Annotated in this window: 10 protein-coding genes; 3 read left to right on the plus strand and 7 right to left on the minus strand. The window is 70.9% G+C overall.

The window, feature by feature from the left end; translation table 11 throughout:
* The first annotated feature begins 25 nt into the window (after nt 1-25).
* Genes ACRSBM_RS12340 through ACRSBM_RS12350 form a run of 3 tightly spaced genes read left to right on the plus strand, consistent with a single transcriptional unit; the run spans nt 26 to nt 2,887 of the window.
* Nucleotides 26-1,567 carry an aldehyde dehydrogenase family protein gene (locus tag ACRSBM_RS12340; protein WP_434443042.1) on the plus strand — a complete coding sequence of 514 codons (1,542 nt, stop codon included), beginning with the start codon at nt 26-28 and terminating at the stop codon, nt 1,565-1,567.
* A gap of 26 nt (nt 1,568-1,593) precedes the next feature.
* Nucleotides 1,594-2,565: an acyl-CoA dehydrogenase family protein gene (locus tag ACRSBM_RS12345; protein ID WP_434443044.1), complete on the plus strand. Its 972-nt coding sequence runs from the start codon at nt 1,594-1,596 to the stop codon at nt 2,563-2,565.
* A 10-nt stretch (nt 2,566-2,575) separates the two neighbouring features.
* On the plus strand, nt 2,576-2,887 hold the full coding sequence (locus ACRSBM_RS12350) for a hypothetical protein (protein ID WP_434443046.1): 312 nt from the start codon (nt 2,576-2,578) through the stop codon (nt 2,885-2,887).
* 5 nt (nt 2,888-2,892) lie between these two features.
* Here ACRSBM_RS12350 and ACRSBM_RS12355 read toward each other — a convergent pair whose 3' ends face one another.
* The 7 genes from ACRSBM_RS12355 to ACRSBM_RS12385 form a co-directional block, all read right to left on the minus strand.
* Nucleotides 2,893-5,208, minus strand: coding sequence for a lantibiotic dehydratase (locus ACRSBM_RS12355; protein WP_434443048.1), 2,316 nt, complete (start codon nt 5,206-5,208; stop codon nt 2,893-2,895).
* Nucleotides 5,209-5,371: 163 nt separating this feature from the next.
* Nucleotides 5,372-8,056: a BTAD domain-containing putative transcriptional regulator gene (locus ACRSBM_RS12360; RefSeq protein ID WP_434443050.1), complete on the minus strand. Its 2,685-nt coding sequence runs from the start codon at nt 8,054-8,056 to the stop codon at nt 5,372-5,374.
* 264 nt (nt 8,057-8,320) lie between these two features.
* Nucleotides 8,321-8,599: a PASTA domain-containing protein gene (locus ACRSBM_RS12365; protein WP_434443052.1), complete on the minus strand. Its 279-nt coding sequence runs from the start codon at nt 8,597-8,599 to the stop codon at nt 8,321-8,323.
* A 6-nt stretch (nt 8,600-8,605) separates the two neighbouring features.
* Nucleotides 8,606-9,241: a TetR/AcrR family transcriptional regulator gene (locus ACRSBM_RS12370; protein ID WP_434443054.1), complete on the minus strand. Its 636-nt coding sequence runs from the start codon at nt 9,239-9,241 to the stop codon at nt 8,606-8,608.
* A 19-nt stretch (nt 9,242-9,260) separates the two neighbouring features.
* Nucleotides 9,261-11,579, minus strand: coding sequence for a glycoside hydrolase family 3 C-terminal domain-containing protein (locus ACRSBM_RS12375; RefSeq protein ID WP_434443056.1), 2,319 nt, complete (start codon nt 11,577-11,579; stop codon nt 9,261-9,263).
* A 65-nt stretch (nt 11,580-11,644) separates the two neighbouring features.
* Entirely contained in the window at nt 11,645-13,033 is a 1,389-nt protein-coding gene (locus tag ACRSBM_RS12380) for an FGGY-family carbohydrate kinase (protein WP_434443058.1), read from the minus strand.
* Nucleotides 13,030-14,505, minus strand: a complete 1,476-nt coding sequence (locus ACRSBM_RS12385; RefSeq protein ID WP_434443060.1) for an FAD-binding oxidoreductase — start codon at nt 14,503-14,505, stop codon at nt 13,030-13,032. Before ACRSBM_RS12385 ends, ACRSBM_RS12380 begins: the two co-directional genes overlap by 4 nt.
* Nucleotides 14,506-14,511: the final 6 nt, after the last annotated feature.

Raw genomic sequence — 14,511 nt, forward strand, 5'->3', positions numbered from 1 at the left:
TCTCTTCGGCCAGGAGGGCGCTCCGATGTCGTTGATCCTCAAGCCCGGCACATCATGGAACGACGTTTACGCCCAGTGCGTGCAGGTCGCACCCGAAGCGTTCCACGACGATCGCTTGCTCAACCACTTCGGCGGCGAGTGGAGCCGTTCCGGCGAACCGATGCCCGCCACCACCCCGGTCGACGGCTCCACCGTCGCGGGTCCTCCGTTCCTGGACTTCGACGTCGCGGGCCGCGCGGTGGTCGCCGCCGTCGACCAGCACATCGAGTGGCGTGAAGTACCGCTGGCGCAACGCAAAGCCCGCGTGGCGGAGGCCCTCGACGCCCTGACCCAGCACCGCGACCTGCTGTCGCTGCTGCTGGTGTGGGAGATCGGCAAGCCGTGGCGGCTCGCGACGGCCGACGTCGACCGCTGCATCGAGGGCGTGCGCTGGTACGTCGAGGAGATCGACTCGATGCTGGCCGGCCGGACGCCGCTGAACGGCCCGGTCAGCAACATCGCCTCGTGGAACTACCCCATGAGCGTGCTGATGCACGCCATGCTCGTGCAGGCGCTGGCGGGCAACGCCGTCATCGCCAAGGCACCGACCGACGGGGGCGTGAGCTGCCTGACGCTGGCGACCGCGCTGGCCGTGCGGTCGGGGCTGCCGTTGACGCTGGTGTCGGGCAGCGGCGCCGAGCTCGCCCCGGTGCTGGTCGGGTCGTCGTTCCTGGGGTGTGTGTCCTTCGTGGGCGGTCGGGATGTCGGCAGCGCCATCGCGGCGCGGCTGGTCGACTCGAACCGGCGCCACGTCCTCGAGCAGGAAGGCCTGAACTGCTGGGGTGTCTGGGAGACCGACTCGTGGGACATGCTCGGCACGCAGATCCGCAAGGCGTTCGACTACGGCAAGCAGCGCTGCACCGCCTACCCGCGCTACGTCGTGCAGCGGTCGCTGTTCGACAAGTTCCTCGACGTCTACCTGCCTGCCGTGCGGGACGTGAAGTTCGGCCACCCGCTCGCCGTCGCCTCACCCGGGGACGAACTGCCGGAGCTGGACTTCGGGCCGTTGATCAACGACGCGAAGGCCAAGGAGCTCGGTGACGTCGTCGACGAGGCGATCAGGGCCGGTGGTGTGCCGCTGTACCGGGGATCGCCCAGCTCGGGCCGGTTCCTGCCGGGCCAGCAGACCGCCGCGTACCTGGCGCCGGTCGCGATCCTCGACCCGCCGCGCTCGTCGGTGCTGCACCACGCCGAGCCGTTCGGACCGGTCGACACGATCGTCCTGGTGGACACCGAGGCCGAGCTGCTGGCCGCGATGAACGCCTCGAACGGCGCCCTGGTCGCGTCCCTGGCCTGCGACGACGAGGCCACCGCCCGCCGGTTGAGCGAGGACGTCCAGGCGTTCAAGGTCGGCATCAACAAGCCGCGGTCGCGGGGTGACCGTGACGAGGTGTTCGGCGGTCGTGGAGCGTCGTGGCGCGGTGCGTTCGTCGGCGGCTCGTTGCTCGTCCACGCCGTCACGGAAGGTCCGCCTGACGAGCGGCCGTACGGCAACTTCCCCTCCTACTCGCTCTACCCACCCACGTGACGTACCGGGCGGACTTACTCCGCATCGTGCAGAACGTGGTGGCGCCCAACGCCGCGGACGTCGACCAGCACTCCAGGTTCCCGCGTGCCGCTCTGAACGCACTGGGCGCACGCGGCCTGCTGGGCATGACGATCTCCCGCACGGTCGGCGGCGGAGGCCAGGACGTCCGGGCGGCCGGACGGGTCGTCGAGCACGTCGCTCGCTTCTGCGGTGCAACGGCTTCCGTGCTGCGCTCGCACTACTCGGCGGCCGCCGTGCTCGACCGTTCCGGGCCGCACTGGCTGCGCGCCGAGATCGCGGCAGGCCGGCACGTGTCGACGCTGGCGGCGTTCGGCTCGCCCGGCGAGATGTCCGTGCACGGCGATGTGGTGCAGGTGCGGGCGCGCAAGAGCTGGGTGATCGCGGCCGGTGAGGCGGACAGTTACGTCTGGTCGTGCGGCAAGGCGTTGTGGCTCGTCCCGGCCGAGGCGCCGGGGCTGCTCGTCCCGGCCGACCATGCCGGGATGGGCCTGCGGGGAACCGTCGCCACGTGTGTGGAGGCGGACCCGGTGCGGGTGCCGGCGTCCAACCGCCTGTGGTCGGAGGAACTGGCGTTCCCGTGGTTCATGGTTCTCGGGGCCGCGGTGTCGCTGGGACTGATGGAGGGTGCGCTGGCGGCGGCGCTGGGGCATCTCGGCGGCGGTGATCCGCGCACGAGGGCCGACCTGGCGAGGATGCGGCTGCGGACCGACTCGGTGCGAGTGCTCTACAACGACACCCTGTCCGCGGTGACGTGGCATCCGGAACGGTCGGCCGACCGCGTCCGGCTGCTGGCGGTCACCGCGACCGAGGCCGCCGTCGCGGTGACGGATCTGGCGATGAAGGTGTGCGGTGACGCGGCCTTCCGCCGTGACCTGGGCATCGAGCGCCGGTTCCGGGACGCGCGGGCGGCGGCCGCGATCGAGCCGACGGTCGACCTCCTGCTGGATTCGGTGGAGATCCAAGTTCTCGTTGGCTAGGGTCGCGGGCATGTCCTACGGTCCACCCGAACAGCAGTGGAGCCAGCCCGCTCAGCCGGGGACCCGCAAGGGGCCGCTGCTGGGTGTGCTGGCACTGGTTCTCGGCCTGGCCGGTGTCGTGGCGACCTTCCTCCCGATCGACCTTTCCGGCATCCGCGCGTACCTGGCGTGGACCTTCGGCCTGCCCGGCCTCGTGGTGGCCGTGTTCGGGCTGCTCGGCAACCGCGCCGGCAAGGCCATGGCGGCGATCGGTGCGATGCTGTCGCTGCTGGCCGTGGCGATCGGCGTGATCTCGATCGGCAACGTCGTCGGCGTGCTCTGAGGCGGTCATCCCGCTCTGCGGTAGGTCTCCGTGACCACCTCGAACATCCGGCCGGACGGCGCCGGCAGCGCCTCGGTGAGCTTGACGTGGCCGGGGTAGCGCGAGAGCAGATCCGGCAGGCAGTGCAGGTGCAGGGCGTTGGTGAGGTCGACGTACAGCGGTCCCGCGAACAGCCGCGGGGGCATGCCGTGACGGGCCCGCAACGCGGTTGTCCCGGCGACGGAGGAGAACGCCTCCTGGAGCACCGCCGAGGGGAAGTCCCAGTAGCGGCGGCCGAGCACGACGTCGCGGTAGCGCAGGCGGCCGGCGACCCGCACGCCGGCGGTGTCCACGACGGGCTGTAGCGGGGAGAGGTCGGCCGCGCCGCACGAGAGGTCGGCGTGCAGGGCGGCGACGCGGCCGGGCAACGAACCCGGCATCAGGTGGCCGAGGTAAAGCACGTCCACGACGGCACCGGTGTCGCGGCGCCGCAACCGGAGCTCGTCGTGTTCCTGGTCGTGGAAGACCTCCAGCGCGTCCGGCGTGTGGTCGGCCCAGCGCGGGTCCTCGCCGATCTCCGCGCGCCCGAGCAGCGGGTGCAGGTTCGGGTTGAAGCCGTGCACCGGGCGGTACTCGGCGAACCCGCGCGGGAACACACCGTCCAAAGTGGCCCGGACGGTCGCGTACGCCTCGGGTGGCAGCAGGTCGAGGAACCGGCCGGGGAAGCGGCCGAAGCCGTTGTGGACCTGGTTCACCACCAGGCCGGCAGGCGAGGGCTGGGCGAAGAACGAGTACGAGACCGGCCGGGTCCTCATCCACGCGGGCAGCAGGTCCGCGGCGGCCGTGACGACCTCGTCGGTGATCACGCCGTCCTGCACCAGGTCGGCCACCTGGGCCCGGCTGGCGCCGAGACCACCGGTCGGCGCGCCGGACATGGCCTCGTGCAACAAGGGCGCACACGCGGCGAGACGGGCAGAGCCGCCGTGGCCGAACTCCTTGACGAACCGGTCGCGTGAGTCCCTGCGGATCGCCAGGTGCCGGTCGAACAGCATGAGCAACGGCGTGAGGCCCGCCAACGACCGGACGCCGTCGTAGCCGTGCGCGCGGCCGAGCCGAACCGGTTGGGGCAGCACGACGTCCTCGTTCAACGGCGGCACGCCGCCCAGGTCCGAGCCGGTCAGGCGGCCGAGTGTTTCCCATGACGCGAACAACGCGTCCAGCGCGGCTGGACGTTGAGCGGCGTCGAGGTCGGCGAACGCCAAGGTGTCGCGGTAGAGCGAGATCACCCGGTCGGCGAGTTCGGTCCGTCCGGTGTCCCGCAGCCACGAGGCCAGAGCGGGACAGGCGGCGGGATCCTGCGGGTCGACCGGCAGCACCGGCACAAGGAGCTTGATGTCGAGCAGCAACGCGACGTAGTGCGGCGCGCGGTCGGCCTCGCCGTCGGGGAGCCGGGTGGCGAGCGCGCTGGCGAGCTCGGCGGGGCTGATGCCCTTGGGGTTCGCGCCGGTGAGGCCGACGAGGAACTGCAGCGGCGGGCTCGACGCCAGCTCGACGTCCTCCTCGACGCCGACGGTGGCGCGCAGCGGTCCACGAGCGGGGACGTCACGGCGGAACTTCAGGTGGCCGTCGTCGGTGCGCACGTCGGGCGCCAGGCGGTGGGGGTGGTCGAAGAGGAGCGTGCGGTCGGCGAGCAGCGCGGTGATGAGGCGGGTCAGCAGCACCTGGCTGACCCGCGTGACGGCGACCGGCGTGCCCCAGTCGGGCGTGGGGGCGTCGGGGGACCAGGTGGCCCAGCCGACGGCGGCGTACCAGGACAGGGGACTGGTCTTCGACGTCGCACGCAGGGCGTGGCGCAGCACGGCTGGTTCGGCCTTGCCGGACCCGTGGTCGCTCGCACCTGGTCCGCTGATCACGGCTGCTCGTTGCAGGGACTCGGTGCCGCACAACGAGTCCAGCACCTCGCGTTCGGCGGCGAGGGCGTCGGGCAGGCGCTGCTCGATCTCCTCGGTCAGCGCGGCCCGCTCGTCCATCGCGGCCAGCCACTCACCGAGCCGCGGGTACCGCGACACCAGGGAATCCGCCTCGGCGCGAAGGGAGGCCCTCGGCATCCGTCCCTTGTGGACGTCTCGCCGCAACGGCAGCACGACCGTGCGGTGGTAGGAGTCGGAGTGCGTGCCCGCGCTGTCGTGCAGCAGGTCCGACACCGGACCGGCCAGCGCCGCCAGTGAGGCCTCGACCGCCGCCAGCGCCTCCACCGCCCGCCGGAACGGAGCTGCCGCCGCAGCGCCGTCCGGGTGCGGCAGAGCGGCCAGGCGCACGAGTGCGTATGGCGCTGTTTCCATGCCGTGTCCTCACGTCTTCAGTTGCCGTGGACCGGCCGGGTCCGTTCAGCCAGCCTGAAGAAGCGCGATACGGCATGGATCGCGCTTTGCTTGATCGCACGGACTAGCTTGAGTTTTATCCTGTTCGGCATGGTCCGGCTCGCCAACGTTCGAGGTCAGGCCGCTACAGACGGCCGCGGACCTCGTCGGCCTTGGGTTCGCCCAGATCCTCGAACAGCGCCACCGACTCCAGCCAGCACTTCTCGGCACCGCGCCGGTCGCCCAGTCCGTCGAGCGCCAGCCCGAGGTTGTCGAGCGACTCGGCCTGCCCGTAGACGTCGCCGATCGCCCGGAACGTCGCCAACGCCCGGTCGACGAAGGACACGGCCTCGGGGAAGTCGAGCAGCCCCCGGTACACCTCGCCGATGTTGTTGAGCAGGATCGCCTCGCTGTACGGGTCCTCGATCTCCCGCCGGATCTCCAGCGCCCGCAGATACCGCGACAGTGCGACGTCGAACCGGCCCGCGTCGGCGTGCAGCAGGCCGATGTTGTTCAGCAGCACCGCTTCCGTGTGGAGGTTGCCGAGCTCCCGGGAGATCTCGGCGGCCTGTTCGTAGCACGACAACGCCTCGGCGGTCCGTCCCTGCACCATGTAGGCGATGCCGAGGTTGTTCAGCACCGGTTCCTGCCGCGACCTGTCCCCGATGGCGCGGAAGATCGCGAGCGCCTGCCGGCAGCAGTCGATGGCCTCGTCGTGGCGCCGGACCTCGCGCAGCGCGATGCCGAGCGTGATCAGCATCCGGCCCTCGGCGCCCCGGTCACCGGCCGATCGCGCGGCGGCCAGCGCGACGCCGTGCGTGTCGATCCAGTCCGCCCAGTGCTTGCGCAGGTTGAAGAAGTCCCACAGGCATTGGGCGAGGCTCCAGGAGTGCTCCGGCAGGCCGTGCTCGGCGGCGTCGCGGACGGCCGCCACCAGGTTCGCGCGTTCGGTGTCGCACCACAGCAGAGCCGCGTCGCGATCGGCGAACGCGCGCGGGTGCACGGCCGGGTCCGCGGTGCCGATCTCCAGCTTGCGTTGCGGGTTGAGCTGCTGCGCGCCGTGCCACGACGTGTGCACGTACCAGTCCAGCATTCGGCGCAGCGCCAGCGCCCTGGCAGGCGGCGGTTCGGCGGCCATGACCTGTTCGACGGCGTACGCGCGCAGGAGGTCGTGCAGGCTGTAGCGGCCGGGGGTGTGCTGTTGCAGCAGGTGCTCGTCGAGCAACGTCTCCAGCAGGTCACCGGCCTCGTACGCGGTCAGGCCGGCGAGGGCGGCGGCGGACTCGGCGGTGACGTCCTCTCCCGGTGCGAGTCCGAGGAGGCGAAACAGGCGCCTCTGGTTGTCCGGCAACGCCTGGTACGAGAGGTCGAACACGCCCCGAGCACCGAGACCGCCCCCTCGCTCCAGCCGGGACAGGAGGTCCTGCAAGGTCCACTGCGGACGACTCGCGAGCCGTTTCGCGGCCAGCGCCACGGCGATCGGCAGGTGCCCGCAGACTTCCGCGATCCGTTCGGCCGCCTCGCGATCCGCCTGCACGCGGTCCTCGCCGGCGATCCGAGACAGCAGCGCAAGCGCTTCACCGGGCGTGAACACGTCGAGGACGAGCGACTTCACCCCGTCCAGCCGCAGCAGCGTTCTCCGGCTGGTGATCAGCACCATGCAGGTGGAGCCGCCGGGCAGCAACGGCAGCACCTGGTCCTCACCGGCGACGTTGTCCAGCAGCACCAACGCGCGCTTGTCCGCCAGGCGGTCGCGGTAGAGCGCCGCCCGTGCCTCCAGCGACTCCGGGATCTGCCCACCCGGCACGCCCAGCAGACGCAGGAAGCTCTCCAGCACGGCGGCCGGGTCCGCGGGCAGCTCGTCGGCGTCGAACCCGTGCAGGTCGGCCCACAGCTGCACGTCCGGATACCGCTGCACGAGCCGGTGCGCCGCCCGCACGGCGAGCTTCGTCTTGCCGACCCCGGCCATGCCCTCGATCGCGGAGATGACGACGGTGGTCTGCGACCCCGGCTCGCACAGCCGCCGCAGCTCGGACTCGCGTCCGGTGAACTCGGCGATGTCCATCGGCAGCTGGCGGTGCGCGGTCAACGCCGCCGGCGAGGCCACCCGGCTCTCGAGGATCTCCTGCTGCAACCGGCGCAACCGCGCACCCGGTTCGACCCCGACCTGCTCGATCATGTGCCTGCGGGCGGTCGCGTAGGCCTCCAGCGCCTCGCCGCGGCGGCCGGACCGGTCCAGCGCCAGCATCAGCTGCGCCCACAGCTCCTCACGCAACGGGTGGAGCGCCGACTCCCGCCGCAGCCGGTCGATCACGACGTCGAACCGGCCGAGTTCCAGGCAGGCCTTCGCATACCGTTCGACGGCGGTGAGCCTGCGTTCCTGAATGCGGGTGAACTCCGCGCGCAGCAACGGCCCCGCGTCGAGCTCGGCCGTCGGGATGCCGTGCCAGCGGGCCAGCGCCTGGCCGAACCTCTCCGCCGCGGCCTCGGTGTCGTTGTCCGCGAAGGCGTTCTCCCCGGCGCGCACCAGCTCGTCGAACGCGTCGAGGTCGAGCTCACCGGGTTCGACGACGAGCTGGTAGCCGTGGCCGGGCCGCGTGACCAGCCGGTCGCCCAGGACCTTGCGCAGCCCGGCGACGTACGTGCGCAGGTTCGACTCGGGCGAAACCGGCGGCGAGTCCCACACGGCCTGCGTCAGCTGTGCGACGCTGACAGCCTCGTTGGCGTGCAGCAAGAGCATGGTGAGCACCGCGCGCTGCCGAGGTCCGCCCAGCTCCAGCAGCGTTCCAGCCCGCCGGACCGCCAGCGAGCCGAGCAGCAGGAACTCCACAGGTGTGTCTCTTCTCGGTGGTCAGGACGTCGGTGCACACCCATCCTCGCGCACTTCCCGATGGTCTGTGCGCGGTCTGGGCGAAATCTGTGCGGGCCTCCTGGCACCTTGTACCCAGATCCGGTACCTGCGCCGCCGGGCCCGAACGCCCGGGAGTGGGGGTCGGCGCAGTTGCCGGGTCCGGTTCCCCCAGAACCCGGCCGGCGTGTGAAAGTCACCGCGCACGCCGGCCACCTTCTGCGCGGGAACCGCTTTGCACTCCGTCTAGCCGTCGTGGCGCTTGACGGCCTCACGACGCTCGGGCAACGGCCGTCGCGGCTCACGCACACCGCTGCCGTCACCGCCGCCCTCGACCCAGACCGTCACGACGTCCCAGCGCCGGGCCCGCGTGCCCGCGGCAGGATGCTGCGCCACGACGACACCGTTCACCAGGGGATGGGGACTGTCCGGATCAGGACCCTGCAGGAGCACACCCGCGTCGTGGCCTGACAGCCACGCGTCGAGCGCCTGCTTGCCGTGGAAGTTCGGAACCACCACTGTCACTGCACTTCACCCGGTACCGACGGTACCCCACCGAGCCCGCAGTGTGGAGACGAACGCCTCGAACTCCTCCGTCATGGACACGTCGTCCGGTTGCAGCAACCACTGCTGCTGCAGCCCATCGATCACCGCGATCGTCGTGCGCACCACCGTGCCGACCGGGGCGTCCGCGGCGATCTCGCCGCGTTCCTGACCGGTGCGCACGGCATCGGTCAGCCATCGCCGCAGTCTGTTGTAGTGCTCATGCACCCACGTGTGCGCGGGATGAGCCGGTTCGGTCGCCTCAGCCGCCAGCCGCACGAACAGCCCGACCAGGTGCGGCCGCGCCGAGTTGCGCGCCACCAGGGCACCCAGCGCGTCGAACGCGGCCCAGCCCAGCGGAGGGCCCGAGCTCCCGGCCAGGAAGTCGCCGTCCTGCCTGTCGCGTTCCTCCAGCACGGCTGTCAGCAGCGCGGCCTTGCTCGGGAAGTGGTGCAGCAGGCCGGACTGCGAGAGTCCCGTTCTGGCTGCCACGGCTGCGACCGAGGTGCCCTTGAAGCCGGTCAGGGCGAACAACTCCGTTGCGGCGGCAACCGCTTTGGCCCTGGACTCCTCGCCGGAGACGTCCACCCTCGACTTGGCTCGGTATCTGGGCGGGACTGACACGTCGTTGCCTCACTCTCGATCAAAGGGGCAAGGTAACCCGGACGTCGCCGAGCCCGCGGGCGATGAGCACCTCACCGCCGCGCAACGGCTGCCAGCCGTCCGCCCACACCCGTTGCACGCGCGCCGAGCACGGCACCTCGACCTGCGCCGTTTCGCCCGCGGTCACGTCCACGACCGACCAGCCGACGAGACGGACAGGTTCGTCACGCGGCCGCAGGTAGACCTGCACGACCTCACGGCCCGCCCGGTCGCCGGTGTTGGTGAGCTCGACCGAGACCGAGCCGACCAGACCGTCCACAGTGGACAAGGCGGCCGCCCCGTACTCCCAGGTGGTGTAGCCGAGCCCGTGGCCGAACCAGAACAACGGCTCGGTAGCGCCCCGGTAGCCGACGGCCGTCCCCTCGGAGTAGTGCAGCTCGCCGTCGACCGGCGCCAGCGGCAGCGCGTCGGAGTCCGTCCGGGGGAACGTGGTCACCAGGCGCCCAGCCGGTTCGACGTGGCCGAGCAACGCGGCCGCCACGGCGTCACCTGCCTCCTGGCCGGGCAGCCCGGCCCACAGCACGGCGTCGACCTGGCCGAGCCACGGCATGAGCACCGGCGTCGCGGCGTTCACCACGACCACCGTGCGGTTCGCGGCCGCCGCCACCGCTGCGACCAGCGCGTCCTGCTCACCGGGCAACGCGAGCGTCGTCTTGTCGAAGCCCTCGGTCTCCTGTTCCTCGGTCAGGCCGACGACCACCACCGCGACGTCCGCCTCGCGCGCGGCCCGGACGGCGGCGCCGATCGCGTCGGCTGGAGCACGGCGGACCGGCTGGGCGATGAGACCGACCAGCGCGCTGGCCTCGCGGACGCGGGCGGTGATCCGGTCACCGGGGGAGAGCAGGACCTCGGTCGTCCAGTGCGGCGGCTTCAGCAGCGCTTCCTCGATGATGCCGTTCGCCCAGGCCAGGCGTGTGGCGTGCTGCTGTCCGCCGACCTCCAGCGTCCAGTCGCCGAACCCGCGCACCCCGACCAGCATCCGCGCCGGTTCGGCCAGCGCGACCTCGCCGGACACCTCGATCGACGTGGCACCCTGCGCCCACCCGCCGTACGCCGCGAGTTCGGCGATCTCCAGCTCACGGGTGGCCAGCACCTCGCCGGACGCGTCGAACGTCGTGGCACGGACGTCCTTCAGCACTCCTGGACCGGGAGCGGTGTGCCGGAGCCGGACCTCCACACCGTCCACAACGGACACCGCGGCGCCGAGCAACGACGTCAGGCCGTCGGCGATGCTGATCGTGTGCGGCGGCCGCACCCCGGCCGAACCGCCGCCCTGGGCCACGGTGTCGATCGCGTGCCGGCCGATCAGCGCGATACGGGACGGTCGTAGTGGCAGCACGCCGGAGTTCTTCAGCACGGTCATGCCACCCGCGGCGAACCTCCGCAGCTGCTCACGGCGCACCGCGCTGTCCGGCGCGGGCAGGTCTTCCGGCCACGAGCGCTCGCCGCCGAACGCCCCGGTCCGCGACGCCAGGAGCAGCAGCCGGCGCAGGTGGTCGTCGATGACCGACTCGGCGACCTCGCCCGCCTCGACGGCCGCGACCAGCTTGTCCTCCCACGGACCGCCGGGGCCGGGCATGACGAGGTCGAGGCCGCCGTTCGCGCTCGCCGCCGTGGACTTCGTGGCGAACCAGTCGGACATGACCAGGCCGTCGAACCCCCACTCGCCCTTCAGCACGCCCTCGACGAGCGCGGTGTGCTCGGTCGCGGGGACGCCGTTGACGTTGTTGTAGGCGGCCATGATCGCCCACGGTGAGGAGTCCTCGACGACGATCTCGAACGGCAGCAGGTACACCTCCCGCAACGTCTTCTCGTCCAGCACCATGCTCGCTGTGCGGCGCTCGGTCTCGGACTCGTTGGCCACGTAGTGCTTCGGCGTCGCCGCGATGCCCTTGTCCTGCAGGCCCCGCACGTAGGCGGCGGCCAGAACACCGGTGAGCAGCGGATCCTCGCTGTAGGCCTCGAAGAGCCGGCCACCGAGCGCGGTGCGGTGCAGGTTGATCGTCGGACCGAGCACGACGTGCACCCGTTGTGCGGTGGCCTCGTCCGCGAGCACCTCGCCGACCTCGCAGGCCAGCGCCGGGTCCCAGTGCTGCGCGAGCAACGTGGCGTTGGGCAGCACGCAGGCGATCGTGCCGCCCCTGAGTTCGGCGCCGCGGACACCGGTCGGGCCGTCGGACAGCTTCAGCGACGCGAGCCCGATCGCTGGCTCCGGATGCAGGGCGAAGAGCGCGGAACCGGTCAGCAGCCGCACCTTCCGGCGCAGGTCCAGGCTTGCGATCGCGCTCTCGGTGTCCATGCTGCCGAGCAAACCAGCGGCACCGACCGCGTGGTCGGTCGGTATATCTTGCTGTGATTGTTCGGTTATGCAGTGGTGATGTTCGGGCGATGCAAGGAGGCGAACAGCGGATCGGTGAACGAGGTGATCCGGGCATGGTCCTGAGCGATGGACGCGTAGGTTCCGGCGTCCGGCGAGGGTGTGAAGACGTCGGCGGTCGTGACCATCGCCTTCACCGCGGTGTCGAAGTCCGGGTGCACGCCGCTGCCGACGGCCGCGCAGATCGCCGCTCCCAGTCCCGCCGCGTCGCTCATCCTGGTGCGGCGCACAGGACGGTCGAAGACGTCGGCGAAGATCTGCATCATCAGGTCCGATCGCGATCCGCCACCGGAGACGATCAGTTCGCCGAACTCGCGCCCCAGCGCATCGGCCATCGACGTGCTGTGCCGGTGCATGGTCAGCGCGATGCCCTCCAGGATCGACCGGTACACGTGGTGGCGGCCCTGGGTGCCGTCGAACCCGAGCAACGCGCCACGCCGGTACGGGTGGTCGCCCGGCGCCAGCCAGTCGAGCACGGTCATCAGCCCGCCGCAGCCCGGTTCGACGGCCGCCGCACCGGCCTCCAGCTCACCCAGGTCGGAGTCGACCAGTTGGCGGTACCAGCTGACGGTCCACATCCCGCGCCGGATCCCGTTGCTCTCGTACAGGTACTTTCCCGGCTCAGAGCCGAAGTTGGACCAGAACCGTCCCTCGGCGTCCACGACGTGCCGTGAACCGGTGGCCATCGCGGCGATGTAGGTGCCGAGCGACACCAGCAGTTCATCGCCGAGCCCGCTGCCCAGCGCCTCGACGGCCTTGTCGTTCGAGGTCGCGAACACCGGCAGCCCGACGGGCAGTCCGGTGACAGCGGCCGCCTCGTCGGTCACGGTCCCGAGCAGCGCACCTGGGTCGACGAGCTCGAACAACTGCTCGCGGCGCATCCCGGTGTCCGCATAGGACGGTGACGCATCCGGCCAGCGCCACGTCTCGTGGTCGATGGGCCACATGCCCTCGTAGTTGCCGGCCGTGTCACGGCGTTCGCCGGTGAGCCGGTACGTCACGTAACCCGACGAAGCCGAGATGAGACCGTTCGTCTCGTCTGGCCACTGCGGCCGCGCGAGCCGCTCGTCCATCCAGCTCAGCAACGGCTCCGTCAGCCGCCCGTCCTCGGTCATCAGCGCCCGGCAGAACCGGATAGTGCACAGGCCGACGCCCGCGATCTCGCCCGGTGCGCCGGTGAACCGCTGCATCGCTTCGGTGCAGGCCTCGGCGATCGAGTCCCACACGTCGTCGCCGGGGTGCACGACCTGGCCGGGCCGCGGGTGCTCGTACGGCCGCAGCGGGCGCTGGGCCGAGGCGTGCACCCGCCCGACCTCGTCGACGATCGACACCTTCGTGCTCTGTGAGCCGTTGTCGATCGCGATCAGGTAGCTCATGACACCGGGAAGATCGTGCCGGTGTTCATGATCCCGTTCGGGTCGAACCCGCGCTTGAGCACCTCCAGCAGGTGGTACGCGCTGCCGTGCTCCTCGCGGGTCCACGGCGTGCGGTACTTGCCGATGCCGTGGTGGTGCACCATCGACCCGCCCAGCCGCAGCGACTCCTCGACGATGATCGCGTTGAGCGGGATGTGGTACTCGGTGATCTCCTGCTCCGGCTCGCAGGTGATGTCGTAGTCGTAGACGAAGTACAGGTTCGTGCCGGTCTGGTAGCTGTGTGACGAGTGCGCGCCGAACATCGTGAGGTCATCGAAGCGCGGGAACTCGGTCCGCACCCGATCCATGATCGCGTTGTAGAGAGGCGTGACGTTCGACCAGTCGACGGAGACCTCGGTGGTGTAGCCGAGGTGCCGGGTCTCGAGCATCGCCCGCTTCTCGGCGTCGATCTTGTCCTGGCCCCAGTTGAGGTTGCCGAACCACTCGACGATCAGCGCGGGGTCGACGGCCTCCGTGCCGGCGAAGGTCTTCTCGATCGCCTCGGCGGTGGCCCGCGCGATGCCCTCCGGGCCCTCCGCGACGAGCACGACCACGTTCTTGTTCTGCGAGAAGTGGGAGAAGTGCTGGTTGGCGTCCTCGGGGGAGTAGACCCGGCAGACCGATGGCCGGTAGCCATCGGTGATCAACGTCCGCAGCCGCTCGACGGCGTCGCCGAAGTCGTCGGTGAGGAAGCCGAAGTAGTGGTTGTGCTCCGGCTGGTACCGGAACAGCTTCACGGTGACCTCGGTGATCACGCACAGCGCGCCCTCGTTGCCGATCACGACGTGCCGGATGTCGGGGCCGGCCGCGCGGCGCGGGACGTTCTTGATCCGGCTGACCGTGCCGTCCGGGAAGACCGCCTCCAGACCGACGACCATGTCCTCGATCCCGCCGTACAGCGTGGAGAACTGGCCGATCGACCGGGTCGCGACGAGCCCGCCCATCTGCGCGAGGGGCTTGGACTGCGGCGAGTGGCCGGTCGTCAGACCCTGCTCCCGCAGCGTGTCCTCCAGGCGCTGCAACGGGACGCCGCACTGGGCGGTGACCATCATGTTGACCGCGTCGACCCGAACGATCGCGTCCATTGTGGAGCCGTCGAGCACGATAGTGTTCTCCACCACCGTCTCGAGCCCGCCCTCGGTCGCGGTCCGGCCGGTACGAGGGACGACGTTGATCCGGTGCTCGTTCGCGAACGCCAGCACCTTCGACACCTCGTCGGTGGTGCCGGGCCGGACGATCGCGGCCGGGATCGGGCCGGTGAAGATCCCGTGCACGGAGGTGTACTTGCGAAACCTGTCGACGCTGGCCTCGCGCAGTTCTCGCTCGTCGGTACTCACCTTCGCGGCCCCGAGCAGGCCGGTGAGGCCGGCGACGATCTCGGCGCGGCTCAGGTCGGAGGCGGAGGGGACGGAGGGCGGCGGTGCAGGAAACATGGCTCT

Source organism: Lentzea xerophila, assembly GCF_051094245.1.
GTDB lineage: Bacteria > Actinomycetota > Actinomycetes > Mycobacteriales > Pseudonocardiaceae > Lentzea > Lentzea xerophila.

Coding starts and splice junctions, on each gene's coding strand:
- ACRSBM_RS12350 (WP_434443046.1), top strand. CDS start 2,576: ATGTCCTACGGTCCACCCGAACAGCAGTGGAGCCAGCCCGCTCAGCCG.
- ACRSBM_RS12340 (WP_434443042.1), top strand. CDS start 26: ATGTCGTTGATCCTCAAGCCCGGCACATCATGGAACGACGTTTACGCC.
- ACRSBM_RS12380 (WP_434443058.1), bottom strand. CDS start 13,033: ATGAGCTACCTGATCGCGATCGACAACGGCTCACAGAGCACGAAGGTG.
- ACRSBM_RS12385 (WP_434443060.1), bottom strand. CDS start 14,505: ATGTTTCCTGCACCGCCGCCCTCCGTCCCCTCCGCCTCCGACCTGAGC.
- ACRSBM_RS12355 (WP_434443048.1), bottom strand. CDS start 5,208: ATGGAAACAGCGCCATACGCACTCGTGCGCCTGGCCGCTCTGCCGCAC.
- ACRSBM_RS12375 (WP_434443056.1), bottom strand. CDS start 11,579: ATGGACACCGAGAGCGCGATCGCAAGCCTGGACCTGCGCCGGAAGGTG.